The sequence below is a fragment of the Paenibacillus sp. strain BS8-2 genome (assembly GCF_054483835.1).
Genome location: NZ_CM137010.1, coordinates 426,478 through 452,576, shown reverse-complemented (window position 1 = coordinate 452,576; position 26,099 = coordinate 426,478). Strand labels below are relative to the sequence as shown.

The 26,099-nt window shown below is 51.8% G+C and carries 23 protein-coding genes; 16 read left to right on the top strand and 7 right to left on the bottom strand.

The features are described from left to right. Positions 1–51: 51 nt before the first annotated feature. Both ACX1C1_RS01885 and ACX1C1_RS01880 read right to left on the bottom strand, forming a co-directional pair. A complete protein-coding gene (locus ACX1C1_RS01885; RefSeq protein ID WP_458955505.1) occupies positions 52–984 on the bottom strand; it encodes a CheR family methyltransferase in 933 nt (310 codons plus the stop codon). Next, positions 984–3,794, bottom strand: a complete 2,811-nt coding sequence (locus ACX1C1_RS01880; RefSeq protein WP_458955504.1) for a response regulator — start codon at positions 3,792–3,794, stop codon at positions 984–986. Before ACX1C1_RS01880 ends, ACX1C1_RS01885 begins: the two co-directional genes overlap by 1 nt. Before the next feature lie 176 nt (positions 3,795–3,970). On the opposite strand from ACX1C1_RS01880, the gene ACX1C1_RS01875 reads away from it, so the two are divergent. From ACX1C1_RS01875 to ACX1C1_RS01855, 5 genes are all read left to right on the top strand, one after another. Beyond that, a complete protein-coding gene (locus ACX1C1_RS01875) occupies positions 3,971–4,477 on the top strand; it encodes a DUF948 domain-containing protein (protein ID WP_458955503.1) in 507 nt (168 codons plus the stop codon). A 40-nt stretch (positions 4,478–4,517) separates the two neighbouring features. Then, positions 4,518–4,964, top strand: a complete 447-nt coding sequence (rsbW, locus tag ACX1C1_RS01870; protein ID WP_458957570.1) for an anti-sigma B factor RsbW — start codon at positions 4,518–4,520, stop codon at positions 4,962–4,964. Continuing rightward, positions 4,961–5,767: a sigma-70 family RNA polymerase sigma factor gene (locus ACX1C1_RS01865; protein ID WP_458955502.1), complete on the top strand. Its 807-nt coding sequence runs from the start codon at positions 4,961–4,963 to the stop codon at positions 5,765–5,767. The genes rsbW and ACX1C1_RS01865 overlap by 4 nt, the downstream gene beginning before the upstream one ends. A 165-nt stretch (positions 5,768–5,932) precedes the next feature. Beyond that, positions 5,933–6,649, top strand: a complete 717-nt coding sequence (locus ACX1C1_RS01860; RefSeq protein ID WP_458955501.1) for an ABC transporter ATP-binding protein — start codon at positions 5,933–5,935, stop codon at positions 6,647–6,649. After that, positions 6,633–8,243 (top strand): hypothetical protein, encoded by a 1,611-nt coding sequence (locus ACX1C1_RS01855; RefSeq protein ID WP_458955500.1) that lies wholly within the window; start codon positions 6,633–6,635, stop codon positions 8,241–8,243. Before ACX1C1_RS01860 ends, ACX1C1_RS01855 begins: the two co-directional genes overlap by 17 nt. Positions 8,244–8,335: 92 nt before the next feature. Here ACX1C1_RS01855 and ACX1C1_RS01850 read toward each other — a convergent pair whose 3' ends face one another. Further along, positions 8,336–8,701 (bottom strand): YtxH domain-containing protein, encoded by a 366-nt coding sequence (locus ACX1C1_RS01850; protein ID WP_458955499.1) that lies wholly within the window; start codon positions 8,699–8,701, stop codon positions 8,336–8,338. Between the two features lie 188 nt (positions 8,702–8,889). Between ACX1C1_RS01850 and ACX1C1_RS01845 the strand changes: the two genes are divergently transcribed. The 3 genes from ACX1C1_RS01845 (at position 8,890) to ACX1C1_RS01835 (ending at position 14,104) form a co-directional block, all read left to right on the top strand. After that, positions 8,890–10,794 carry an FAD-dependent oxidoreductase gene (locus ACX1C1_RS01845; protein ID WP_458955498.1) on the top strand — a complete coding sequence of 635 codons (1,905 nt, stop codon included), beginning with the start codon at positions 8,890–8,892 and terminating at the stop codon, positions 10,792–10,794. 425 nt (positions 10,795–11,219) lie between these two features. Next, complete coding sequence (locus ACX1C1_RS01840; protein ID WP_458955497.1) at positions 11,220–12,992, top strand: class I adenylate-forming enzyme family protein; 1,773 nt, start codon at positions 11,220–11,222, stop codon at positions 12,990–12,992. After that, entirely contained in the window at positions 12,989–14,104 is a 1,116-nt protein-coding gene (locus tag ACX1C1_RS01835) for an acyltransferase family protein (RefSeq protein ID WP_458955496.1), read from the top strand. The genes ACX1C1_RS01840 and ACX1C1_RS01835 overlap by 4 nt, the downstream gene beginning before the upstream one ends. Positions 14,105–14,463: 359 nt before the next feature. On the opposite strand, the gene ACX1C1_RS01830 is transcribed toward ACX1C1_RS01835, so the two are convergent. Then, positions 14,464–15,324 carry a DUF4358 domain-containing protein gene (locus ACX1C1_RS01830; protein ID WP_458955495.1) on the bottom strand — a complete coding sequence of 287 codons (861 nt, stop codon included), beginning with the start codon at positions 15,322–15,324 and terminating at the stop codon, positions 14,464–14,466. 197 nt (positions 15,325–15,521) lie between these two features. Here ACX1C1_RS01830 and ACX1C1_RS01825 point away from each other — a divergent pair, with 197 nt between their 5' ends. The 4 genes from ACX1C1_RS01825 to ACX1C1_RS01810 all read left to right on the top strand — a co-directional run bounded on the left by ACX1C1_RS01825 (position 15,522) and on the right by ACX1C1_RS01810 (position 18,160). Next, positions 15,522–16,013: a GNAT family N-acetyltransferase gene (locus ACX1C1_RS01825; protein WP_458955494.1), complete on the top strand. Its 492-nt coding sequence runs from the start codon at positions 15,522–15,524 to the stop codon at positions 16,011–16,013. Between the two features lie 129 nt (positions 16,014–16,142). Continuing rightward, entirely contained in the window at positions 16,143–16,820 is a 678-nt protein-coding gene (locus tag ACX1C1_RS01820; protein WP_458955493.1) for a serine/threonine protein kinase, read from the top strand. Between the two features lie 18 nt (positions 16,821–16,838). After that, on the top strand, positions 16,839–17,345 hold the full coding sequence (locus ACX1C1_RS01815) for a CYTH domain-containing protein (protein WP_458955492.1): 507 nt from the start codon (positions 16,839–16,841) through the stop codon (positions 17,343–17,345). A 53-nt stretch (positions 17,346–17,398) separates the two neighbouring features. Next, positions 17,399–18,160: an AAA family ATPase gene (locus ACX1C1_RS01810; protein WP_458955491.1), complete on the top strand. Its 762-nt coding sequence runs from the start codon at positions 17,399–17,401 to the stop codon at positions 18,158–18,160. A gap of 181 nt (positions 18,161–18,341) precedes the next feature. On the opposite strand, the gene ACX1C1_RS01805 is transcribed toward ACX1C1_RS01810, so the two are convergent. Next, a complete protein-coding gene (locus tag ACX1C1_RS01805; protein ID WP_458955490.1) occupies positions 18,342–19,739 on the bottom strand; it encodes a DUF5808 domain-containing protein in 1,398 nt (465 codons plus the stop codon). A gap of 90 nt (positions 19,740–19,829) precedes the next feature. Between ACX1C1_RS01805 and ACX1C1_RS01800 the strand changes: the two genes are divergently transcribed. Together ACX1C1_RS01800 and ACX1C1_RS01795 are read left to right on the top strand one after the other, a co-directional pair. After that, positions 19,830–20,816: a Gfo/Idh/MocA family protein gene (locus ACX1C1_RS01800; RefSeq protein ID WP_458955489.1), complete on the top strand. Its 987-nt coding sequence runs from the start codon at positions 19,830–19,832 to the stop codon at positions 20,814–20,816. Positions 20,817–20,846: 30 nt separating this feature from the next. After that, positions 20,847–21,203, top strand: a complete 357-nt coding sequence (locus tag ACX1C1_RS01795; RefSeq protein WP_458955488.1) for a DUF3221 domain-containing protein — start codon at positions 20,847–20,849, stop codon at positions 21,201–21,203. A gap of 98 nt (positions 21,204–21,301) precedes the next feature. On the opposite strand, the gene ACX1C1_RS01790 is transcribed toward ACX1C1_RS01795, so the two are convergent. Beyond that, positions 21,302–22,276 (bottom strand): aldo/keto reductase, encoded by a 975-nt coding sequence (locus ACX1C1_RS01790; RefSeq protein WP_458955487.1) that lies wholly within the window; start codon positions 22,274–22,276, stop codon positions 21,302–21,304. A gap of 200 nt (positions 22,277–22,476) precedes the next feature. Here ACX1C1_RS01790 and ACX1C1_RS01785 point away from each other — a divergent pair, with 200 nt between their 5' ends. After that, the gene (locus tag ACX1C1_RS01785; RefSeq protein ID WP_458955486.1) at positions 22,477–23,472 is read left to right on the top strand and encodes a lipoate--protein ligase; all 996 of its coding nucleotides are present in this window, start codon (positions 22,477–22,479) and stop codon (positions 23,470–23,472) included. Between the two features lie 156 nt (positions 23,473–23,628). After that, a complete protein-coding gene (locus ACX1C1_RS01780) occupies positions 23,629–24,798 on the top strand; it encodes an MFS transporter (RefSeq protein WP_458955485.1) in 1,170 nt (389 codons plus the stop codon). A gap of 12 nt (positions 24,799–24,810) precedes the next feature. Here the strand turns inward: ACX1C1_RS01780 and ACX1C1_RS01775 are convergent, their stop codons facing one another. Beyond that, entirely contained in the window at positions 24,811–25,923 is a 1,113-nt protein-coding gene (locus tag ACX1C1_RS01775; RefSeq protein WP_458955484.1) for an AI-2E family transporter, read from the bottom strand. Positions 25,924–26,099: the final 176 nt, after the last annotated feature.

Here is a 26,099-nt window from a genome sequence, read left to right as displayed (position 1 = left end):
GAGGCGATCGTTTGCGACGACGCCTCTTTTTTATTGCCGTATTTGTAGGTGTTAATCCGTTATTAAACGTTTGCGGAAGATTCTGTGTTCTGCGTTCAATTCCTCGAAGTCGCCTCTCTGGGGCGAAATAAGCGATTCCTTGCTCCCCAAGACGAGGAAACCCTCATAAGCCAGGCTGCCGTTCAAGATACCATGGACGCGTCTCTGAAGCTCTGGGGTGAAATAAATGAGCACATTCCGGCACAAGATAACCTGGAATTCATTAAACGAGCCGTCCGTCGCCAGATTATGCTCCGCAAAAACCATACGTTCCTTAAGGGAAGGCAAGAAGCGGGCATAGGCATGATCGGTTGTGTAATAAGCCGAGAATTCGCGCGAGCCGCCCGCCTGCAAATAGTTTTTGGTATAGGCTTGCATACGTTTAAGCGGGAACCGACCTTCCTTGGAATGAGCGATGGCCGTTCCGCTCATGTCGGTGGCGTAGATTATCGTTCGATCAAGCAGTCCTTCCTCCTCTAGCAAGATCGCCATGGAGTACACTTCTTCACCGGTAGCGCAGCCGGCGTGCCAGATACGAATCCGCTCATGTTTGCGAAGTAAGGGTACCACATCCTTACGAAAGGTAAGGAAAAACGCAGGATCGCGGAACATCTCGGTCACTTTGATAGAGAAGTCCTCCAGCAGCCGCTCCATAAAACCGTCGACATGCAGGATTCGCTCTTGCAGGGAGGATATGGTCGATATCCCTTCTAGATTCATCCGGTGGCGGATTCGGCGGCGAAGCGACGAACGTAAGTAGTTCCTGAAATCGAATCCACGTACGCGGTAGATTGCTTCCAGGAGCAGATCGACCTCTAGCTCCTCAAGCTGCGTGAACCCTTCATCGCTAGAGCCATCTCCAAGATAACTTCCATCGTCGGCGGCGGCAGCCTCCTGCCTGCCGACAAGGTCATCGATGTGCCCGAAGCCGTCATGTCTAAGCATTAATGCCCCACCTGCTTCGTCAACCATACCCGCATAAGCGAGAACAATTGCTCCATATGGATTGGCTTGCTGATGTAGTCGGAGGCGCCGGCCGCCAGACAACTTTCTTGATCACTTTTCATTGCTTTCGCCGTAAGAGCGATAATCGGCGTATTGTGCATATTAGCATTGGCTCGCAGCGCGCGAGTCGTCTCGAATCCATCCATCACAGGCATCATAATATCCATCAAGATGAGATCAAAGCCGTAGTCAGTTGCGACGATGTCTAGACATTCTTGTCCATTACGCGCGACTTCGACCTCTAGTCCTTTACCAGCGAGCGCCTTGACGATGGCAAAGATATTACGTTCATCATCCTCTACTAGCAAGACGCGTTTGCCCAAGAAGATGGACGCTTCTTCGGTAAGACCGTCCGGCACCTGCTTCGAAGCGGAACGCTCAGAAGAGGCGATCGTCTCGTTGTGGCTGACGCGAGACAATTGATCTGTCGATGGTTCTTGCGAAAGCCGTTCGACATCAGCATCCGAATAGGAAGCTGCCGTCTGCTGCGCAGCCTGCTCGAGCTCGTATGCCGTACAATGAGAAGCTGGCAAATAGAGCGAGAATGTACTTCCTTTATGAAGCTCGCTGTCCACGACGATGCAGCCGCCGAGCAGTCCCGCAAACTCGTTGCAGATCGAGAGACCAAGTCCCGTTCCGCCGTACAACCGATTCGTATTGCCGTCAACCTGCTGGAATGCTTCGAAGATCTGCTCATGTTTGTCCTTCGGAATGCCGATTCCCGTATCGATGACGGAGAATGCGATCATCTCGTCGGGATTGCTGCCTGGAATTCTGCCGGCAACAACAGCAGGATCCGCCTGATGAATCTTGAGCGTGACGGTCCCATGCTCCGTGAATTTAAAAGCATTGGACAACAGATTTTTCAGAATTTGCTGGAGCCGTTGACCGTCTGTACGGATGACATCGGGAATGTCGTGCTGCACTTCGATACGGAATGTAATGCCGCGCTTGTCTGCCACGGGATCGAAGTTCATCCGCATCATCTCGGGAATTTCTGTCACGTTGACGTCGTCCATGACAAGCGCTAACTTGCCGGCTTCGATTTTGGACAGATCCAAAATATCATTGATTAATGCAAGAAGATCGTTGCCGGAGGAGTGGATGACACGTGCATATCCGGCTTCTTCGTCGGTCAACGATTTGTTTTCGTTCTCATACAGCAGCTGCGACAAGATCAGGATGCTGTTAAGCGGCGTGCGCAGCTCGTGGGACATATTAGCAAGGAAGTTCGTTTTGTATTGGGCGCTTTGGCGCAGCTTCTCGGCGTAAGCCTCCAGCTCATGTTTGGCTTGCTCCAGCTCGCGGGTCTTCTGCTCGGCGAATAGATTCTGCTCCTCTAGATGCTCTGTCGTCATTCGCATCTCTTCTTGCTGCATCTGCAGCTCCTCGGATTGCGCTTGCAGCTCTTCAGTCTGGGTCTGTAGTTCCTCTGTCAGCGCTTGAGATTCGCTCAGCAGCCGCTCGACTTCCATGCGTCCGGCAACATTATCAATAGCTACGCCGAAGTGATCCTCAATGCTCTCTAGTAATTTCAGATGCTGTGAGGTGAAGGGCTCTAGCGAAGCGAATTCTACGACTGCAACAACATGTCCCTCGAATTCGATCGGGACGATCAATACGCTGCTTGGGCTGAGCGTCGTCAAGCCGGACTGGATACCAGCCTGATAATCAGCCGGTGCATTAAGCAGGAAGGCGCGCTTATCCATTGCACATTGCCCTACAAGTCCTTCGCCAAAATGGAACGTGTCCTTCACATTCGGCATCGCGGATTCGGCATAGGCAGCAAGCTTGTTCATGCGCGGCTGAGTGCCTCTGGCCCCTCTGATATAGAAGACGCCGTATGGTGCGCCAATCATTGGAGCTACCTTAATCAGGAATGCTTTGGCGAGCTCTTCCAAATTATTCTGGCCTTGCGTCATCGTTGCGACTTCCGTTACCTTGTTCGTGACCCATGCCTGAGCTTCCAGGCTGACGAGCAGGCTGTTGGTTGAATGGGCCAATTCTTTGATCTCGTCGTTTGTTCTGACGTGGATACGTTTGGACAAGTCACCCTTAGAGGCTGCAATCTGTCCGATCGTTAGCGAGACTTGTCTAATTGTTTTGGAGATGGAGCCGGACACGTATGCAACGATAAGCAACGAAATAATTGCGACTGCTAATAACATGACATACAGACTAAGCGTGACAATACGATTGCGGCTCTCGAGCTGCAGAATATAGCTTCTTGTTTCGCCCAAATGATCCATTCTCATATCTTCAAGCTGCGTGCGCAGCTTGTCGATGTTGGCCTTGCCGGGATCGTTCTGGAAGAAGGAACGAATCTTGTCCGTCTCGTTGTTTTCGGCCATCAGGATGGTCGGCTCCGCCGTATTGCTGATCCAGTCCTGAATCGTCAGCTTAACATTGTCCAGAGCTTGAAGCGCGGGAGCATTGTCGGACATCAAATCCCTCAGGTTATTATAGTTCGCTTCCCACTGTGACCTGCCATCTTGATAGGGTACCAGATAGGATGGATCGCCCGTAATGACATAGCCGCGTTGACTTGTCTCCATACTGATGACGTTGTAGCGGATATTCGTGATGGCATTATGAATGTCCAGATCGCGGCTCGTAATTTGTTCGATCTCCTGTTGCAGAGATGTAATACGATCGGTCACGATGGCTATCGTCACTCCGAGACAGCAGATGATCAGCAGATAGCCGATAGCGATCTTTATTCGAATAGTAAGCTTCCAATGTTTAAACATAAGTTCATGACCCTCTCATTCAAAGTTGCGAGTATTCAGGCTATAATCTATTACCCAGTATACCATGCTGTTGAACGCAACCCAATTCCAGAGGGTAATATTTCCTTTGTTTCAACCTTCGCTTGGCGGGGTACAAAAGGGATAGAAGTTACAAATTTTGAATCGAGGTGGCCTTTATGGATCTATTAATCGGCATTTGTTTGGTCGTGATCACATTAGCGCTCATTATACTTGTAATCGCAGTTACCAAGACCTTCAAGCAAGCGGAAACGTTTATCGCGGAGACGAAGAGAACGGTAGGCGAGCTTCGGACCGAGGTCCTTCAGATGAGCAGCGAGGCGAGAGAGGTCGTGCAGAATACAAATGCGGTGACGGTAGATGCGAGAAGGAAGCTGAAGGAGCTCGACGGGCTGTTCCATACGGTCAGCGACCTTGGCGAAGCGGCTCATGCGCTGACTTCGGCTGCAAAGCAGGCTGCGGCGGGCGTGCTTGAGAAGACCATGGAAGGACAAGAGGCTGCAGCTGGAGTGAAGGCGGCGGAGAGTGCAGCAGGCGGCACGCATGCCGTTCGTCGAACGCGTACAGCAGGCAGTACCAACAATCAAGTGAGAAAGACAGCTGCGGCAATAACAGAAGTGATCGCTTCATCCGTCCGGATCTGGAGCAGAATGAAAACAAATTAAGGTATACTACTAGACAAAGACGGAGAGGAACGTGTACACAATGAGCCAATCGCCCATCAGACTGCGAATACCCGCAGAAGCCGATTACTTGGATATTGTCCGTGCCGCTTTATACGCAGTTGCGGCGAAAGCCGGATTCGCATATGAGGACATCGAAGATATGAAGGTGGCCGTAACGGAAGCTTGCTCGAATGCGATACTTCATGCCTACAAAGGAAGCGATGACCGAGGAGAGGTGGATATCGAGTTTCTATCCACGGATGACAGTCTCATGTTGACGGTACGTGATTATGGGGGAGCAGCGTTTGATCGTGTGGAGCCTGTTACGAGAACGGGTCTTCATGGTACGCCGATCGAGGAAGCGCCAGTTGGAGGTCTCGGATTATTTATGATGAAAGCATTGATGGACGATGTGACTGTCCGGATCAATAATGGTACGGAGGTTGTACTCACCAAGCGCAGGAGCAGAAATGAGGAGATGGTATGAATTCAGGTTCCTCTGAGCTGACTTCGCAGGAAGCGATGTCCTTGCTGGAGCATTATCGAGAGACGGGCTGCAACGATACCGCCACTTCGCTTCTGAGCCACTATGAACCCATCGTGCGTATGGCTGCAGGCAAGCTGTCACGCAGCAGACCCGATCTGTACGAAGATATGTACCAGGTTGGGCAGATGTCGATGCTGCGATTGTTCGCGCAATACAATGCGGATCGTGAAATTCCATTCGAAGCTTATGCCATGAAAAGCGTGGTCGGTCATCTCAAAAATTATTTGCGAGACAAATCCTGGTACATACAAGTGCCTAGACGCCTCAAGGAAAAGGGACTGCTGCTTGGCCGTGCCATCGATGAGCTGTCTATACAATTGGGCCGTTCTCCCAAGGTGGAGGAAATAGCGGCCTATCTCGAGCTGTCTGTCGAAGAAACGATCGAGGTCATGACTTCGAGGGAGTCATATCAATACGTTTCGCTGGATACCCCTTTGTCTACAGAAGGTGAGAGCGCCGCTACCATCGGAGATATGATCAGCTCGGACAACGACGAGATGCTATCGCTCGACGGGCGCATGGATCTCAAGGAAGCGATAGGCAAGCTAAAGGAGGAAGAAGCGAAGGTGCTGTCGCTTGTATATGACGGTGGCCTGTCCCAGAGGGAAATCGCGACGCAGCTAGGTATCTCTCAGATGAGCGTGTCGCGTATCCAGAGAAGGGCGATCGTCAAGCTCCGCGAGCTGCTTGAAGATGATTACGCCGAGAGCGCTGCTGCGGCGCGAGAAGAACGGGATGATTAGCATGGTCCTGCATATCGTATGATCGACATGTCACAAACTGCCTTTGCGCTGTTAATGATCGCTCCCACGGAAGCCGTGGGGGCGTTAATGGTGTTAAGGCTGTTTGTTGTGTTATGTTGATTGTGTCTCTGTGTACCTCAATGAAATGGAAGGGAGGAACAGCTATTGCGTCTGATCTTGGAACATATCGTCAAACAATTTGGAGAGAAACAGGTGCTTCGAGAAGCGAGCTTCAGCTTCGAGAAGGGAAAGATCTACGGTCTATTGGGCCGCAATGGAGCTGGCAAGACGACATTGTTTGATTGTCTGAGCGGAGAGAAGGGAATGGACGGCGGTCAAGTGCTGCTGGAGGACAATGGACATCGACGCAAACTAGAAGAGCATGATGTGGGCTATGTGTATTCCTTGCCGATTCTGCCTGAGTTCCTGACGGGTTACGAATTTGTTTCTTATTTTATGGATATTAACCGGGATAAACGTCAGCAGGGGATGTCCATCGACGCTTATTTTGACATGATGAGCATGACGCCCTCGGATCGACATCGGCTGATCAAAGGGTATTCCCATGGCATGAAAAACAAATTGCAAATGCTCCTGTTTCTCATCACGAGACCTCCGGTTATTCTGCTCGACGAACCGCTTACCTCGTTTGATGTCATTGTAGCGCTAGAGATGAAGCGGATGTTAAAGGAACTGAAGAGCGAACATATCCTCATTTTCTCGACACATATTCTGCAATTAGCATCCGATCTATGCGACGAGTTGGTCGTGTTACATAAAGGGGAGTTGTCCGCCGTGCCGGCCGAGCTGCTGCACAGCCAGGAATTCGAGCAATCCGTTATCAACTTGTTGAAGGATGATGAGCATGCTGAGCATGTTTAGAACACTGCTGGCGATACGGACCTCAATCGGAGCTAATCTGCTCCTTTACTACGTTCAGAAGCTGCCCTTCGCAGGCAAGCTGATCAAGAACAGCGTTTACAGCAATCTGGAGCTGAAAAGGGTTATTTCGGTTGTGGCGCTGCTGCTTACATGGTTATGGGGCTTTATTCTTCGTTTTGCTTATGTGGGGCTTTTGCTTTATCTACCGGTGGTCGTAATAGCTGGCGATGGATGGACGCAGGAACAGAGACTTGGCCAGTTTCTCTATATGTTCTTCATTATCAGTTACATCATTGCAGCGGTGAGTGGTGCCTCAGCGCTTGAGCCCAAGCGGGAGAAGTATATTGCGGTTAAACTCATGAGGCTTTCACCTGCGAAGTACATGCGGTCGACGATGGTGTACCGCTACGTGACTTTCGGCATCTTTATGCTGCCCGCGATGCTTGTGTGCGCCACGTTGCTAGGCGCGTCCGTTCTGGAAGCGCTGATGCTGACCATGATGATTACCTCGTGGAGACTGCTGGCAGAGTACGGTCATTTGAAGTTATTTGAGAAAACAGGGATGGTATTGATCAAACATACCGTCATCGTTTGGGCGGTGATACTTGTCGGCTATGTTGCAGCTTATGCGCCTTTATTCTTGGACAAGCTGCCGTTAACAGGTGCGTTTATGCTTAAGCTGCCTTTCTTTATTGTTGTTGTGTTGGCAGGGGCATACGCGGCAGTGCGGTTGTTAGGCTATTCTCATTACAGGGAAGCAGTCGACGCCGCGACCAAGCGTGATGATCCGCTGTTGAACATTGGTGTGATGATGTCGGATGCACAGAAGAAAAGTGTGGCGTCAAAGGACGGCGATTACAATCTCCGTCTAGATCGTGAGGATTGGAAGGGCAAGAAGGAAGGACACGCCTACCTTAACGCGTTGTTTTTCTTGAGACACCGCAGCTTGATCAGTAATCCTGTCAGACAACGATTGGCTATTATCGGTGCTTTCGGTGTGGCTGGTGCTCTCCTCATGACATTACTCCGCGAGCGTATGGAGCAACTCGATTGGAGCCTGGAGCAGATTTTGCCCTACCTGGTACTGACGATGTACTTCTTTTCCGTAGGGGAGAAGATATGCAAAGCGATGTTCTATAACTGTGATCTTAGTCTGATGAGATATGGCTTCTATCGTAGCGCCGCTTACCAACACTTTATGATACGGCTGGGCAAGATCGCCGGGTGGAATTTGCTTATCGCTGCCGCTATGGGTTTGTCCCTGACAGCTGTTGGAGCGGCGGCAGGGGTCGTGAGGTTTGATGCTGAGCTGCTCATACTATGGATCAGCGTCATTACGCTCTCCCAATTTTACACCATCCACCATTTATTTATGTATTACTTCTTCCAGCCTTATTCGACAGAGCTTAATGTTAAGAACCCGTTGTACTTCGTCGCGAACATGGGTGTTTCGTTATTGAGCGGCTTAAGCATCATCTGGAGCGGGGCGGCGGTTCCGTTTATGGTGGTCATCGTGCTTGCGACGCTCCTATACTTGGCGGCTGCCTTAGTTCTGGTGCGGAAGTTCGGTTCGCGGACATTTCGTGTAAAATAGTTTAGTTCGGCTGCGAGAATGTACTCAACAAGAACCGTGCGACGAAACGTCGCACGGTTCTTGTTATGACAGCCGGATCCATGACAGACCGATCATTGAGTCGGGTCGGGCTGAAGTCCTTTGTTCTTGACCTCGGTATTGGTCGGCATCGCATCCATTTCCTTGCCGAGCCTATGGATATCGTCTTGCAGCGGCGCCATGGAGTTTACATCCGACTTCACGCCATCGACTGCACCTTTGACACCCTCTACAGCGCCTTGCGCAGCCTCGCGCGTATTCTCGCAGACGCTTGCGGCGACCTCTTTGGTACGTTGTCCAATCGCTTGAAGTGAACTAACCAAATCGGACCTTAGACGCTCGCCTGACTTAGGCGCTAGGAGTAGGGCTGCTGCTGCACCTACGATTCCTCCGACGACTGCGCTCGTAATGATTCCTCCTGCAGTTCCTTGCTTAGACATATGCGATCACTCCTATTCTCGAATATGGTTTCAAGGCCATATTGCCTTATAGAGATATGTAACCTTGAGACTGCTGTTTGAAACAGACCTCATATCTCTATATATTTCCATGTTAACTTTGGCAATATTATTCGCCCCATCGCTTCATAATAGGTACTACATATTGGGATAGGAGTTGACTCTTGGGAGTGGCACAGAGTAAGGGAAAAGTGGTCGCAACGACGTTGCTGCTAGTGGCGGTCATAATGGGAGTGGTCTGGTTATGGACAACGCTTCTCCCCGATACCGTTCAGGAGCATCAAGAGGTAGCAGGTTTAGCTCTGAAAACGTCTGGGAAGGAGAGTTACGATGTAATTGTTGCGGGGAGCGATCCGGAAGGTGTGGCGGCCGCATTATCTGCAGCGAGAAACGGCCTAAGCGTGTTATTAGTGGACGGCAAGGGGCGGGACAAGCTTGGTGGACTGCTGACGCTTGGCTGGCTGAATTCTCTTGATCTCAATATTGCGCCCTTGCAGTCGGAGGAAGCGAAGCGGAAGGGGAATCATGAGTTCCTCAACAAAGGTATCTTTCAAGAATGGTACGACCGGATCGGGAACACCTCGTTTGATGTCAACGAAGCCGCAGCGGCGTTCGGTCAGATGGTTCATTCAGAGCCCAATATAACCTTGCTGTTGGGCGTGAAGTCGATGGTGCCGCTGATGAGCGGACAGACGGTTACAGGATTGGTCATAAAGGATAAAACAGGTGCAAGTAGGACGTTGCGCGCACAATCGGTCATCGATGCAACCCAGGATGGGGACATTGCCGCCTTGTCAGGCGTCCCTTATACGATTGGTCATGAGGATTTGGGGAACCCTGAGGCGAGGATGGCCGTGACGTTAATATTTAAAATGAGCGGGATGACGGATGAGATTTGGCAATCCATCGGCCAACGTGAGGATACCGGAATCGATCGCAGCAGCGCCTGGGGGTTCCCGTCGGCAAAGGCGTACAAATCGTCCTCGCCAGATAGAATTGCGCTGCGCGGGCTCAATATTGGCAGGCAGAATGACGGCACCATCTTGATTAACGCGATGCATCTCTTTGGCGTGGACCCGCTTGATCCGGCGTCTGCGAAGGAAGCTTGGAGGTTAGGAAGCGAAGAAGCGCCGCGTATCGTTGAATACTTGAAGAAAACATACAAAGAAATGCAGGGGCTAACCTTTGCAGGCGTTGCGCCGGAGTTGTATATCCGGGAGAGCAGGCACATACAAGGTGAATATCGGCTAACGATGGCGGATGTAATGGAGAACCGTGATCATTGGGATGCGATTGCGTATGGCTCTTATGATGTCGATATTCAGCGATCGGGGCGAGGAGATTACGGGGCAATCATGATGTCGCCGCAGCAGTATGGAATTCCGTTCAGATCGTTAGTCCCCAAGCATACGGACGGCCTGCTGGTCGTCGGACGTGCCGCGAGTTTCGATTCGTTACCTCACGGCAGCGCGCGCGTCGTACCGCTCGGAATGGCAACTGGCGAAGCGGCTGGGGCGGCGGCTAAGCTGGCACAGACAGAAGGTCTGTCGTTCCGTCAGCTTTCTTCGTCGCGGGATGGAATCGCCAAGCTGCGCGAGCAGTTGCAGAGACAAGGCATGGACTTGGCCATGCGGGAGCTGGAGCAGCCCTCGTATCGCAATCATAAGACGTATCCAGGTTTGTTGGCTGCGGTCAGCATGGGCATGACGCTTGGTGGATATGACAACAAACGTTGGGATCTCGACGGACTGTCCAGCAAGGAGCGTTATTTCACAATGATGCAGAGGCTAGCCCAGATGCACGAGCGTCACTTCCAAGGTAAGCCGGAGCGTTCGCTCCGTGAATATATACAGTCGCGAGCTCCGCTGCAGCTGGAGGATGCCGTATATGCGCTGCTGCTGACCGCTGGCGTTCAGGTCAAGCGTGACCATGCCATTGACGAGCTTAAAGCACGTGGCTGGATCTCGCCGGATACTTGGTCGCTTGTTACGCATCCGGGCGGCTTGACCAACGGAGAGACCTTCATGCTTGTGCGAGACGCGGCTGCGCATTATGCTGGCGTGATCTACCGATAAGTGGCGTAGGGAGTTGAACCGAGCTGTATGAATGAGGGTTCACAAAATGAAGGCTCATATCAAGGCCGGGGAATCGCTTCTGCTTTAATCAAAGCGATGGCCAGCAGTCTGGCTGATAGAGGAATTGATCGTTTCTGTCTAGATAGGACTCGCCCCATATGGTTTGGTGTTGCAAGAAAACGAATGAGGCTGTTCCCGCGTAGGAGCAGCCTCTTATTTATATGTAGGTAATCATATGGTGTAAATTCGTTCTTTATTAAGAACAAAAAAGCTGATATAGTAAGGAAGTGTTCCATAAAAAGATCGATCGCAAGCACGTAAATCGTAACTAAAGCCGCTCTACATAACAGTTAATCGGACAGAAGACTAAAGCAGCCGACTACGATGACAAATGTTCGCGGGCGATGCGGAGGTAATGTTGACGAATGGCATGGCGCAGCGAGTTTCAACGAAACACAGTTCCTGCTATGTTGGAGCAGAGAGCCAAGGAATTCCCGAACGTGGTCGCTTATATGTTTCCGGAATGGGGACAACGCGCTACGTGGCGCGGCATGTGGGAAGAAGTGAAGCTGCTCGCTTACGGCTTGAGACGTATGGGGGTTCGAAAAGGGGACAAGGTCGCCGTGCTTATGACAGGACGCATGGAAATGATCGTGTCGATGTATGCTGCAGCTTGTCTCGGGGCGGTGCTTGTCCCGCTGAATGCTTATTCCCGCAAGGAAGAGGTGGTCGGTTATCTCGCGGAATCGTCGCCTACGGTGCTGATCCTTGGAGCGGAGGGACACAAACAACATTATCCGGCGATGTTGGATGAGTTGATCGTGGAATTCGAGTCGCGAGGGCAACCGCATTGGCTGCCAAGTCGGGAGCGTATCTTCGTAGTCGGCTGCAAGGACGATGACGAAGGACTGTCTGGCTTTCACTCGTATAAACGAATATTGGAGGGGGGCGGCAGTCATGAGGCCGAGTATGCCGCATTCCGAGAGGCATGCAGGAGTGTGGAGTCTCGCGACCCATTGGTGCTTCTGTTCACCTCGGGAACGCTCGGAAGTCCCAAAGGCGTGCTGCGAACGACTTCATCCTTCCTCACCAACACTTCCAAGAGTCAACAGGAAGGCTGGATGACTACCGTGATGGCAAAGGTTAGCGGGAAAATTATGGCACAATTCAAAATATTGACTTTGCTCCCTTTGTATCATATGGGTGGTTTCGCTACGCTGCTGACCACACTTAAGAGTGCGCCTGTGTGCACGGTAATGCTAAGTCGCTTCAATCCAGTGCAGGCGCTGGAGGTTGCGGAGACGGAGAGATGCAGGGTACTCGTTGGCACGCCATACATGCTGCAAGCGATGATCTCGGTTCCGGAGATAAGCCGCTATAACTTGTCATCATTGCTCGGCGTTGCGTTTACATCGGCAGCCGTTAATCCATCAATCATCAGGCGAGTAACAGGCGAGCTTAGGCTTCGGTTCTTCCTTGTCAGCTATGGCTCTTCAGAAGCGGGAGCTGTGGCGAGCGGTACTTGCTTGATGGCAGGAGGCATCATTTTGCCGCTTTTGTACCGTATGCTTGAGCACACCAAGCTGCTGGGCGGACTGATTCCGTACGAAAGATTTATGAGCGAGAACTATAGTCTGGCAGGAAGAGTGGACAGGAGCATCGAGATCCGGATTGAGGATCCCGTTACGGGGCGAGCGATGGCAAGAGGTGAGCAAGGCGAGATCCTCGTTCGGAGCCATCGGGTCATGCGGTATATTCGCGACGAGGCCGAGCGTTCCTGCCATCAGCAGGACGGATGGTACCGTTCGGGTGATCTGGGAATGCTCGATGAGCATAATCAGTTGACGATAGCGGGACGGATGCATCGCATTATTTCGCGTGGGGGGGAGAAAATCTCGCCCGTGGAGATCGAGAATGCCATTCTAAGAATCCGCGATGTGGCGGATGTGATGGTGCTAGGTATTCCGGACGAGCTGTATGGCGAACAAATCTGTGCTTGTGTCGTGCCGAAGCAAGGGGCCAATCTGTCCGCAGATTGGCTGAAAGCAGAGCTAACACCATATTTGTCGGCTTTCAAGCTGCCCAAGGAAACGATATTTCTCCCAGCGTTACCGATGTCGGGCACGGGCAAGGTTTCTGTCGCAGAGATGAAGCGGCTGGCGCTTGACGAAATTGGTTTGTTGCGGAGACACGCATGATGCGGCGGTTCTATCCCGGTATTACGATGTTCAAGCTGGCTGGTGCGATTCTCGTGCTGGCAGCACACGCCCTCCTTATTCCGTCTATGACTGCGATGAATTTGCCGCCTTTGCTATCTTTTTTGATGCTGGAGGGCCGCATTGTGGTGCCTTGTTTCTACCTTGTCTCAGGTTTCCTGCTCTATAAAGGCTGGACGCATGCAGATAAGCCGGTCGCTTATGTAAGAAAATACATCCTTCGAATAACCGCTGTATATGCTGTCTTCTGTCTCTTGTTCGCATTCGAATTTGTTGTACCGGCACTTGCCAATGGTGGATTCGGAATATCCAATTTACTGCTCCAGGGAAAAATCATGTTCATGGCCGTCTTCGTCAACGGACCGCTCATACAGCTTTGGTTCATCCCCCCGCTATTGTTCGGGGCTGTCGCCTCCTATTGGCTACTGAACCGATTGGGCACCCGAGGTATCGTCGTGATTGTCGCTTCGTCTTATTTGTTGATCCAGCTTGTATCCGGCAGTCTGCTAGGGTTGTTCGGTATAGGCGGGGCGAGCATTGACAGTGCTGTAACTGCTTCAGATACACCATTGGAATATGCCATCATGTGGGCGACGCGATATCTCGGCTTTGGTTTAACGTTTGTGGTTATGGGTGCATGGATTGCTCGCTACGAAGAGTGGTTCCTGCGTCTGGATATTCGTAAATTAATGATCGGAGCAGCGGCGCTCACGGTTGTGGAATTGTTGCTGCTCCTCACATTCGCTCCATGGACAGAGGCTTATAAGTTAACATTCAGCATGATTCCGAATACCGCGTTATTATTCTATGGAGTGCTAAAGCTTCGGAGTGCAATCATTACAGCTCATCATCGGCTCCTCAATTTGTTCAGCATTGTCGCATTCGTAGCCCATATTCCCTTAATGAGACTTAATGCGTGGATGCTGGGCTGGGGCGGAAGCATGGAGCTCGAGCTTTGGCAGCAGGTGCTGCAGACGGGACTGACTTTCGTCGAATGTGTCATCGTGACTACGCTCTTGCATCGTCGGAAGCATGCCGGACGAACGGGAGCGACCTCGCTCACATTATCCGAGTCGCAGAGGTCTCCTGGTTAATGATTGAATGAGGAAAGGGGCTGGACCTTAGGTCATAAATTGACCTAAGGTCCAGCCCCTTTTTTTGCAATGCACGACTAAGTTATAGATCGCTCGAAGATTGTTTTTTTTCGGCTTCAAGCTGCTGCAATCGATATCGTTCAAGTGCTTCTGCGACCATATCACGTTTGGGTAGTTTACTGTTAATTCGCAACAGCAGCCCAATAATCAACAGGAGTAAAATGATGATTATAAACAAGGTGACTCACCATCCCTATAAAAATATCCACCACATTGTCGTCAATAAGGGTATGTATATTACCATTCATTGTAAAGTACAAGGTGGATTGTTTACAAGAGAAAGTGCTCTTATCGGGTTTTTATTTGAACGACGCTTCAAATGCCTCTTTAATCGCAGCTTGGTCATGCGAGATGGAGAACAGAATGTAATTGCCTTTGCGCAGTATTTGATAGTTCTTGGCATCCTCATATTGGTCTTGCAGGTAGGTAGAGAACGTTTTGATAATATCCTCGGCGCGCTTCGTAAACCCTTCTTTTACTGCGTCATAATTGTCATCCGATTTAAGCTTGACGACGGCGAGCTCAGTCGCTTTGGTATTCATAAGCGCTTGTTTGAACACGCCGCTTGCGAGTAATTCAGTGCTGTCGAAATAATAACTATCTTGGATGCGATCGCCGGTTACTTCGAGCAGCGCAGGCAGCTCAATGTCGTCCAAAATGTTGTCCATAATGTCGTTCACGGAGATGTTCGATTCCGGCTTCACAGTTGGGCTAGGTGTTGCGGTTGGTTTAGTTGTTGGTTTGACCGTTGGCTTGGCGGTCGGCTTAGCTGTCGGCTTAGCTGTCGGTTTAGCTGTTGGCTTGATTGCCGGCTTGACTGTTGGTTTCGCTGTTGCTGCCGGCTTCATGGATGGTTTGGCTGTTTGCTTCTGAGCGTTATCGGCCGTTGCGGATGCGCTCGGTGTCGCAGCTGCCGTATCAGTAGCCTCCGGAGCCGCCGATGGTTCCATGGATGGCGAAGGCTGCGCGGTGGACTCTCCAGCACCATCCGTCGGTGCAACCTCTGGCGAAGCGCTCGAAGTGGCGGTTGCCGTCGATGTGCCTGCTTCATTGCCGGCGTTGGAGGTCTGATTTCCCTCGTTACTGCAGCCGGAAGCTACTAGCGAGATCGCGATCGTCAGAGTTGCGGCTGCTTTGAGCCAGGTTGTTCTTGCTGTCATTATGTACTCTCTCCTCATTCATGTTGTCGAACACTAGACGAGCAGAGACGCTGTAAGGTTGCATCAAGGATCCCTTTTAAGAGCGCTGATTACGATTAATTACAGGGTGTTTCACTATTCGGGTTGTATATGGTTTGCCTTCCGGCAAGGAGAAGCGGTATTGTGTAAACAGAGAGTATATGAACGGAGGCCTCGTCATGGAAATAAGAAGGTTTCATAAATCGGATGTTCATCCCATCGTTTCCTTGTTCTATGACACGGTACATCATGTGAACGACAGAGATTATACGAAGGAACAGCTTGATGCATGGGCTTCGAGAGAGGAACAGGCGAACAAGTTGGACACTTGGATAGATTCGTTAACCAGCAACACGGCTTATGTGGCCGTATTGGAGGACGTAATCGCGGGATTCGCAGATATGACAGATGAAGGTTATTTGGATCGGCTGTATATTCATAAGGACTATCAGAGAAGAGGCATCGCTACGGCTTTGGTTGATGTGTTAGAGGAGACTGCGGTGAGCGCGGGAATTCAGGAAATCGTGACGCATGCCAGTATTACGGCTAAGCCGTTCTTTGAGCATCAAGGTTATGTCGTTGTTGAAGTCCAAAGTGTGATCCGGAAAGGCATCGCATTAACTAATTTTCGCATGGTTAAATCGATTGCTCCGAGAAACGTGATGGGTTAGATACGGAAGATGGTATACTTTGGTCATGACTGCCCGATTGAAACAATGATTGCTCTGTGATCGTATGACCTTATTATTGGGTAAGTACTTTCATGAATCGTTAGCAATTCGATCAAGGGGGCAATAATCATGAATATAGATTGGACAGCGGCAGAACAAGTTATTAGTCAAATTAAGGTCGTCGGCGATGATAGCAATCGTGAAGTTGACATCATCGGCCAAGCGGACGGGTTGAGTTGTATAGGAGTGGGTACGGATGCGGCGGTATTCTATTACGATGAAACGCCCGGGTATGCGTATAAAGTATATTCGGATCATGCCCTGCACAAAAAAACAACGGAAAGAGATGTCTATAAGCAGCTAGAAGGCATCCCGTATTTCCCTCAATTGCACGGGGAAGGCGCGAATTATCTGGTCATGAGCTACGAGCGCGGACCTACGCTGCTGGATTGTCTGATCGAAGGGATTGCCGTACCGCCTCAAGTCATTGCCGATGTCGAAGAGGCACGGAGGCTCGTGCGAGAGCGGGGGCTTAATCCGCGGGATATTCATCTCAAAAACATCATCCTGCAGAATGGCCGCGCCAAAGTATTGGACGTGTCGGAATATGTACAAGACGGCAACGACAAGCGATGGGAGCATCTTGTTTGGGCTTACCAAACATTTTATGCGGGATTAGAGGGACGGCGTGTTCCGGAATGGCTGCTGGAAGCAGTGAAGAAGAGCTATCAGAAGCTTGATCAAGCGAATCTCAACTTGGAGGAAATCGCAGCACGCGTAAACCGAATGTTGACGCGGTTGAAATAATGAGAGGATGAGTGAATAATGGCACTGGAGATCGAACGCAAGTTTTTGCTGGCGGGCAATCCTTATGAATTAATTGTAGATGGTGTGATTACGGCCATTAAGGAGCAACGCATCGAACAAACGTATCTCGCGATCGACGAGACGCAGGAGCTTCGCGTTAGGCGGATCCAGGATCTTGGGAGCGGCGAGGTGACTCATACACATACGTTCAAGAACGGAAACGGGCTGGTGCGCGAAGAGGTGGAGTATGGGATCAGTCCTGCCCTATATAGTCAGGTCGTGACGGCATTCGGGTTCGTCCCACTCACCAAGAACCGCATCACAGCGAGGTGGAACGGCACAACGGTGGAAATCGATATCTATGATCAAATCCAGTTGACTGTGCTTGAAGTAGAGTTCGCGTCACTGGAGGGGGCGAACGCTTTCCAAGCGCCGGATTGGTTCGGCGAAGATATCAGCTCGCAGAAGCAATACAGCAACAAGACGGTCTGGAAGCAGCTGCAAGGTGATAAGTGGCAGGAGTAACGGGAGAAAGCAACGCGATTGTAGAATTAAAGGGCGAAGGAGTCGAGTAGTCAATGTCGATTCATCGGAATGGTCATTACTTGAGGAAAATCAGCCTGCTTCGAGATGCCGTCCCCACATTCGATCGATATCCGTTTAACCTGGATGCCATAAGAGAGCTGGACGAGCTGGCGTTCCATCCTAAAGTAACGTATATCGTCGGCGAGAATGGGGCGGGCAAGTCCACGATGATCGAAGCGATGGCAGTCGCGCTCGGCTTTAATCCCGAAGGCGGGACGATTAACTTTAACTTCGAGACGGCGCATACCCACTCGGAGCTGCACGCGTATATGCGTGCAGTTCGCGGTGCTCAGCGACCGCGGGATGGATTCTTCTTCCGCGCGGAGAGCTACTTTAACGTGGCGACTTATCTTGACGAGCTGGATAGAGAGCCCGGACTTGGGGCGTCCCTAATCGGCTCCTATGGCGGCCATTCGCTTCATGAGCAATCGCATGGAGAGTCGTTTTTTGCAACGTTCCTGCACCGGTTCAGCGGCGGCGGTCTCTATATCATGGACGAGCCCGAGGCGGCGCTGTCTCCCTCAAGGCAGCTCTCCATGCTGGCGCGGATCCATGAGCTGGTGCAAGACAACTCGCAGTTTATTATCGCGACACATTCGCCTATTCTCATGGCCTACCCCGACGCGTGGATCTATCGACTGACGGGCAACGGAATCGAACAGGTGACATGGGAAGAGACGGACCACTACATCATCACCTCGCAGTTTCTCAACAATCGCGATCGTATGCTGAAAGAATTGTTGAGTGAGGAGTAGGGTGAGTATGCGGGATGATTTAGCGTGCGGAATAATCGGTACAGAAATTTGGTTGAGTAGTCGGAGGGTTGAGTAGGCGAGCGTTCGTAAGCTCCTGCCGCCTGTAAAGTTACAGGCTGATGAGTAGCTGACGCGTTTGTTCGGGAGTATGTCGGCAGGGCCGACATAATGACCCTGCAAGTCACCCCTCCGCGAGCACTGTCAGCTCCGCAAGCTCATTGAACAACGCCTCGGTCGCGGCGGGTTCCTTTTCGTTGTAAACGACGTAGCGGTCAGGCAGCTTGATCAGGATGTACGGCGCGCTCTGCTTGAAGATGTACATCTTCGCGGCGCCAAGCTCCGTCAGCTTGAAGTTGCCGCGCGCGTACTCTGAGGTAGCGATTCCATTCTGTCGGAAGCCGCTAGGCATGTCCTCCTCCAGCGTGAGTTCCAGCACGTCATCCAGCAGAAATTCGAACGGATACATCGTGTCGTCGATAACGACTCTCTCCGTTCCTTCGATGACGAGTTGTGGCGGACTTGTATCCGCACGCACGATCAGAATCGTGACCGGAATAATGACTGCGGCGGCAAAGGCGAGCGCGCCGTAATAATACATTTTGCCTGCGCGAGTAGCCATATTGACCGTCTTGCCGGAACCAAACCGTTTCGTTACAAATACGGAGTTGTCCTTGGGATTGTAGTAGGAGAGTCCATGACGCCAATGGGCGTCCTCATCAGACGGAATACTGTTGCCATCAGTGTCGCCATATCGATACTCCAGCTCCTTAATATGCTGATGCACCACGAAAATCCCGATGAGCGGCACCAGCGATACCATGAAGATCCCTCCGAACCACAAGCCGGGATCACCGGAGTTGCCCTCCGTAAGCACTTTGTACGCCACAAATGCGTTGGCCGCTTCAAACACGGCAAGCGACAGCCATAGAATCGACCAGAGTCGGCTGGCGGCGATGTTAATCGCTGCGTTGGGAACTGGATTGCGGCTATGCGCCCGATGCTCGCCGCGGCTGAAGGCTAGATACAGCGCGAACATGACCGCCGTCATGATCAGCGAAGCGAAGCCTGAATATAGCAGCACGCCTACGCCGTCCCGCAGCGAGATGATCATCAAAGGCACAGACATGAGCGCGGGTACGACGAACCAATAAGGCGACAATGGCAACTTGCCTTTCATAAGCGCGATGTCGACATCAATACGAACGTTCTTCTTTGCTCCGGGAGCGAACCAATTATTGTCCCGTTTGAGCTTGGCCGCCTTGTAGTGAATACGTTTGAATGGTACGGTAGAGGTGTAGATGACACCAGCAAACCATAAGAATACGTAGATAAACGAGAGTGAGAATGTGTCCGAAAACCAAAGAATCGGAAGTGCGGCAATTCCGGCAAACACAGCGAACCATAAGTATCCTCTGCGGAACTCTCGCTGCAAGTCGAGCAGACGTTTATCCGCGAGCGCTTCGGCCGGCAACGAAACGCCGAACCATATCCCCTTCTTTGGTTTGGCATACCCAAGGTATACGCCGACGAGGATGATCAGCACAAGTAGAAGACTTGCAAGCCATATGTATTTTTCCATGATAGTACCCCCTTAGACATGCTTGTCAGTGGCTCCGACCCACTATAATATAGACGATTTGATTTTGTCAAAAAGGAAAGGAAGAGCATCATGATACGATTCGGCATTATTGGCACCAACTGGATTACCGATAGATTCCTCGCAGGAGCGGCGTTAGACCCTCGCTTCAAGCTTGCGGCCGTCTATTCACGCACGGAGGATCGAGCGAGCGAGTTCGCTCACAAATATAACATCCCCCACACCTATACGGATATGGATGCCATGTTCACCAGCGGCGAGATTGATGCGGTATATATCGCCAGTCCGAACAGCCTCCACGCCGAGTACGCCATCACTGCGATGGACAGGGGCATCCACGTCCTGTGTGAGAAGCCGATTGCTTCTAACAGCCGTGAGCTTGAGGCGATGATCCATGCCGCTAGGCGCAATGATGTGCTGCTGATGGAGGCGCTGAAGTCGACGCTGATGCCTGGATTCGGGGCTGTACGCGAAGGCGTCCAGCGTATTGGGACGGTACGGCGGTATTTTGCGAGCTTCTGCCAATATTCCTCTCGGTATGATGCTTACCGTTCAGGCAATGTCATGAACGCCTTCCAGCCAGAATTCTCGAACGGGTCGCTGATGGATATCGGCATCTATTGTTTATATCCGGCAGCGGCATTGTTTGGCAGACCTAAGGCAGTCAAGGCGTCTGGCTTTATGCTGGAATCGGGAGTCGATGGGGAAGGCAGCATTCTGATGCAATACGATGAGATGGATGCGGTCGTCATTTATTCCAAAATAACGAGCTCCTCGCTCCCTAACGAAATTCATGGAGAAGACGGCAACTTGGTGATCGATAAGATTAGCGAGCCGGAGGCAGTGCGGCTTCAGTTCCGTGATGGGCGAGTGGAGGATCTGAGCAGATCGACGGTCGAACATAACATGTTCTACGAGGTGGAGGAGTTTATTTCGCTGATCGAACAAGGCAAGACGGAGTCGCTGGTCAACTCGCATGAGCTGTCGAGAATCGTAATGGAGATTATGGACGAGGCAAGGAGGCAGATCGGTCTTGTTTATCCGGCGGATAACAAGTAAAGGGAAGGATGAAAAGGATGAGGTGAGCGTATGCGTAAGCTGATAGCGATTATGATTGTTATTCTTGCTTTAGGCTGCGGCTGCTCGGCGGGCGCAGATCATAAGGATAGTGATTCCAATCATAGCTCCGAAACATGGGATTACGGGACGGGGTATGTGCTGGAGAAAACCAGCGGAAGACTGCTTATCGTATCCGAACCGTTCGAAGAGGGGGCGACCTCAGAGGAGGTGCTGGTGGGTGGCGGCATGAAGGCTATTTCACTAAAGGTGGAGTCCTCAGCGTTCGAGCAAGCCAACATCGGCGATTACGTGCGGATTATGATAATTGGCGCCGTCGCAGAGTCGTATCCGGAGCAAGGCACAGGGAGCATCGAGCTTCTGAAGTAGCGGCCCGGCGTAAGGCGTCTGCATCACACTCTCATCGCACGGCTCAAAAAAGGCAGTCCAAGACTTAAGCGGTCCAGACTGCCTTTCCTTATGTCCGCCTAAGAAAGGCGGTACAGTGCGAAAGGCTCGCCTTCGCGGAAGGGGGCGCTTAGCTCGTCCAGCCTTGTTAGCGCCGCCTCGTCAAGCTGAAGCTCCAGGCTCGCAAGGTTGCTGTGCAGCTGGTCGCCGCTCGTGGCGCCGACGATGACCGTCGACACGGCGGGACGCCGCAGCAACCAAGCAAGCGACAACGCGCTTGCGCTCGTGCCGAGCTGGGCTGCCAGTGCGGCGACTTGCTGCGCCAGCGTCACCGACCTCTCGCCGAGGAAGCGGCGGAAGCCGGGATCCGTGTCGGCGCGCGAGCCGGGCGGTGCATCCTGCGGCGTGCCGTATTTGCCGGTTAAGATACCGCCGGCAAGCGGGAAGTACGGGATGATGCCGAGTCCTTGGTCGAGGCACATCGGGATCAGCTCCCGCTCCGGGGTCCGATCGGCAAGCGAGTAGCTTGTCTGCATCGAGATGTAACGCGCCAGCCCAAGTCGGTCGCTGATGCCGACCGCCTTCATGAGTTCCCAAGCATGGTAGTTCGACGCGCCTACATATCGCACTTTGCCGGAGGAGATCATATCGTCGAGCGTACGCAGCGTTTCCTCCAGCGGGGTCTCGGGATCAAATGTATGGATCTGGTACAAATCGACGTAGTCCGTACCCAGCCTGCGCAGACTGCCTTCGAGCTCATGCATCAGATGCCGGCGGGACGAGCCGCGTTCATAGACGCCGGCTCCGCGAGGCAGCCCCGCTTTGGTGGTCAATACGACCTCATGCCGTCTTCCCTTAAGCGCTTTGCCGATGATTCTCTCCGACTCCGTGCCCGCATAAATATTAGCCGTATCGATAAATGTCACGCCTCCGTCCAGCGCGTCGTGAATGATCCCGATCGACGTACCTTCATCGGATCGTTTGCCGAAGGCGTTCGTGCCGAGTCCGATGGCGGATACTTTCAGCCCGCTATCTCCTAATCGACGATATTCCATCGTTGCTTCACCCTTTCCTTATGCAGCTTCGGTTGTTCCATAGTATATCGAACGAGGCTGCTGAGATACAAGCACGATGTTTGAGTTGGAAACAGGCTTGTATATCATCCTGCATCGGCTGCCCACGTTGAAGATGGTATTGGAGAGCGGTATAATCTCCGTGAGAGATGAAATCTCGGACATCCAAGGGAGGATATGACATGCGTTTCGTCAGTAACAAGGGGATTACGGACCCCGCAATCAATCTCGCGCTGGAGGAATACATTCTGCGTTCATTGCCGAGCGAGCATGACTATCTGTTATTTTATATAAACGAGCCATCTATTATCATTGGCAAGAATCAAAATACCGTCGAAGAGATCAACGCCGAATACGTCGAAGCGAACAAGCTTCATGTCGTGCGCAGATTATCCGGAGGCGGAGCGGTGTATCACGATCTCGGCAACCTGAACTTCAGCTTTATTATGCAGACCGACGGCGGCTCGTTCCACAATTTCAAGAAGTTTACAGAGCCTGTCGTCAAAGCGCTGCGTAAGCTTGGCGTTGAGGCGGAGCTGACAGGACGCAACGATCTGCAGGTCGGCGAACGTAAAATTTCCGGCAATGCGCAATTCCACACAAAGGGCAAAATGTTCAGTCATGGCACGCTTCTCTTTGATTCGGAAATCGAAAACGTCGTATCCGCGCTCAAAGTAAACGCGGAAAAGTACGTGTCCAAAGCAACGAAGTCGATCCGCAGCAGGGTAGCGAACATTACTGAATTTCTTCAAGAGCCCATGACAGTGGAGGCGTTCCGGGAAACCTTACTGCAATCCATCTTCGAGGATCGAGGCGGTGAACCCGCCGCTTACGAGCTGACGGACGAAGACTGGGGTAACGTGCATAAGCTGGCAGATGAGCGATATAGAAACTGGGAGTGGAACTATGGCAGATCCCCCGCTTTCAATGTGCAGCAGCGCAAAAGGATCGAAGGCGTGGGTACCTTTGACGTTCGCCTGCAGGTTGAGGACGGTGTAATTAAAGAAGCTGCGATCTACGGCGATTACTTCGGCCGGGGCGACAGCTCGGAGGTTGCGGCGAAGCTTGCAGGCGTCCGATACGATGCGGCGGCGCTGAAAGCTTGGAGCGGAGAGATCGAGCTTGCCCATTATTTTGGCCCTATTACCGAGGAGCAGTGGCTGGAGCTATTGCTGTAGCAGGCTAGAGAGCTAATCATCCAGAAATTAGAGAGGAGAATGAACAGGATGACAACTATACGCCCTCCTTGTTAATTCTGGGCTGCTGCCCGGGCACCCCCTCGGACACGACGAGTATTAGCCGTCATGTCTATAGAGAGGGGATTACGAACGAGCATGTCCAACATTACCAAATTGTATTATATTCGCTTCTTCCAAAGCCTAGTGCCGGCTTATGTGATCGAGCGGTTGTTCTGGGAGAGCCGGGGCATGACCATCCCCATGGTCGTGATGACCGAAATCCTGTATGCCTTGGTTATTGTAGTACTGGAGATTCCTACAGGCATCTTTGCTGACAAATGGGGCAGGAAGCGGCTGCTTCTCATCGCTGCCGTTATCGGCTGCTTGGAGTTCCTTCTGTTGTTGTTTGCCACGGAATTCTGGCACTTTGCGGCTGTTGTTCTGATGACGGCAATCGCTACTTCCGCGAGCAGCGGAGCAGATGAAGCGCTGCTGTACGAATCGCTTCAAGAGAACGGCAGCGAGACCTCTTTTGAACGGATATTGGGACGATTGAATGCGCTGGATATCGTTACTGTCATGATCGCGGCATTGTCCGGGAGCTTGCTCGCGGTGCGGTATGGCCTGTCCTTCAATTATTGGGTGTCATGTATGAGTATGCTGATAGCCCTCGCGCTAACCATGACGCTGAAGGAGCCTCCGAGAGGCAGTCATGGAGGGAGAGAGGAGACCATTCCGATCCGCGTTTATGTGCGAGAAGCGTTCGCCTTTTTCCGCAGGCATCCCGGCATCTATCCCGTTATTCTGACGGGGATGATGATTGGCGCTTCCATCAACTTCGTCGACGAGTTCTGGCAGCTTTATCTGGAGCGGCATGGTATCCCGATTGCGGCATTCGGCGTTGTTTCGGCGGCGCTTTTTTTCGCGAGGCTCCCGGGTAATCTACTGGCGTATAAGCTCAAAGAACGTATACCGATGAAGGTGCTGCTGCCGCTCATTACCGCTGTCATAGGAGCGAGCTTCATCTATATGGCGCTTGCAAGAGATTGGACGGGACTGATAGCACTGCTTGTTGCGTGCATGGTTGCCGGAACCATTGAGCCGCTTGCCGCGGGTTACCTGCATCATCGCATTGACAACAATATGCGCGCAACGATCGCCTCCTTCCAGTCACTTGGCCTTCATTCGGCCGTTGTTGCGATGGGAATCGGATTCGGATATGTATCATCCGAGCTGGATTTGTTCGGCGGGTTTGGTTTTGTCGGCGCGGCATGTGCAGCATACCTGCTTTACCTATTGGCGGTATCACGCCGAGTGGGCCGCTAAGCTAAGCTAAGTTTAAGGGCCACTATCTTCCCGAAAGTGACTTCCGGAGGCGGGCGGTTCGGCGATCATCATCCGGATATGACGAACAACAACCTTGGCTGCAGCGTACAGCGGCACAACAAACAGGACACCTACGAGCCCTGTAACGCTGCCTGCTGCCAGTATAAGCACAATGACGGTAACAGGATGAATGTCGAGCGTACGTCCCATCACTTGCGGCGAGATCAGATTGTTCTCGATTTGCTGGATGATGACCGTAATTAGTACGACATACAGAGCCTTGACGGGGTCTTGGAACAAGGCGACAAGCACGGCAGGCGCTGCGCCAATCAGCGGTCCAAAGAAGGGGATTAGATTGGACAGCATGCCGATAACAGCAAGCACTAGCGCGTAATCCAATCCGATAATGGCATAACCAGCTAGCAGCAGGAGCCCGACGATGAGGCAGACAACCGCTTTGCCCCTGACAAAGGAAGAGATGGTTTCGTCGAGCTCTTGCAGCATGGCGGCGATATTCGTCCTCCTAGGCTTTGGAGCCAGCTCCAGCATGCGATCGGCAAATCGTGTGCTGTCCTTAAGCGCATAATACAGGATGAAAGGGACTAAGCTTAGCATGACGAGCGCATTGCTCATCCAGCCGAAGACGCGGAAGAGGCTGTTCGCGATAGACGATGCGTACTTATTCCACTCGGCGCCCAGGTCCTGCGCCATGTTCGGCAGTGCATCCCGAATTTCTGGAGACAGTGCGTCCTGGCTCTGCTTCAGCGACTCCATCCCACTCGACACGAACGTTACCATCTCGGGCATTTGCTGCACGAAGCTTAGGAATTGAGTCTGCAAGAAGGGACCTGCTGTCACCACGATAACGACGAGCAGTACTCCAATTGTAATAAACACCAGAAGTATCGCGAGCGTTCGCGGTACTTTTTGTTTTTCCAGAAGTGACACGATGGGCCGGAGCAAATAATAGAGCACCGCAGCAGCTGCGAATGGGAAAAATAAAGTAGAGAATATCGCTCGAACAGGGGCGAACAAGCCTCGATTCAGATGGATCAAGTAGAGCAATAGCAGAACTAGTATCGCCCCTGTCAGTCGCCTAAACCAAATGTGCTGTCGCAGCGTCATCCGTATGCCCCCTTTACGTTTTCCATATTGTTAAACGCGGAGGAGGAGGTTTCAAACAGGCAGGTCTATCCATCGGTTGGTACGTTCAAAAGGCGATATTAGACGATAAGCAATCTGCTATTGGTCGCATATCGATATAAATTTTGCATTTTTATAGGCAATGCGTTACAATTTTT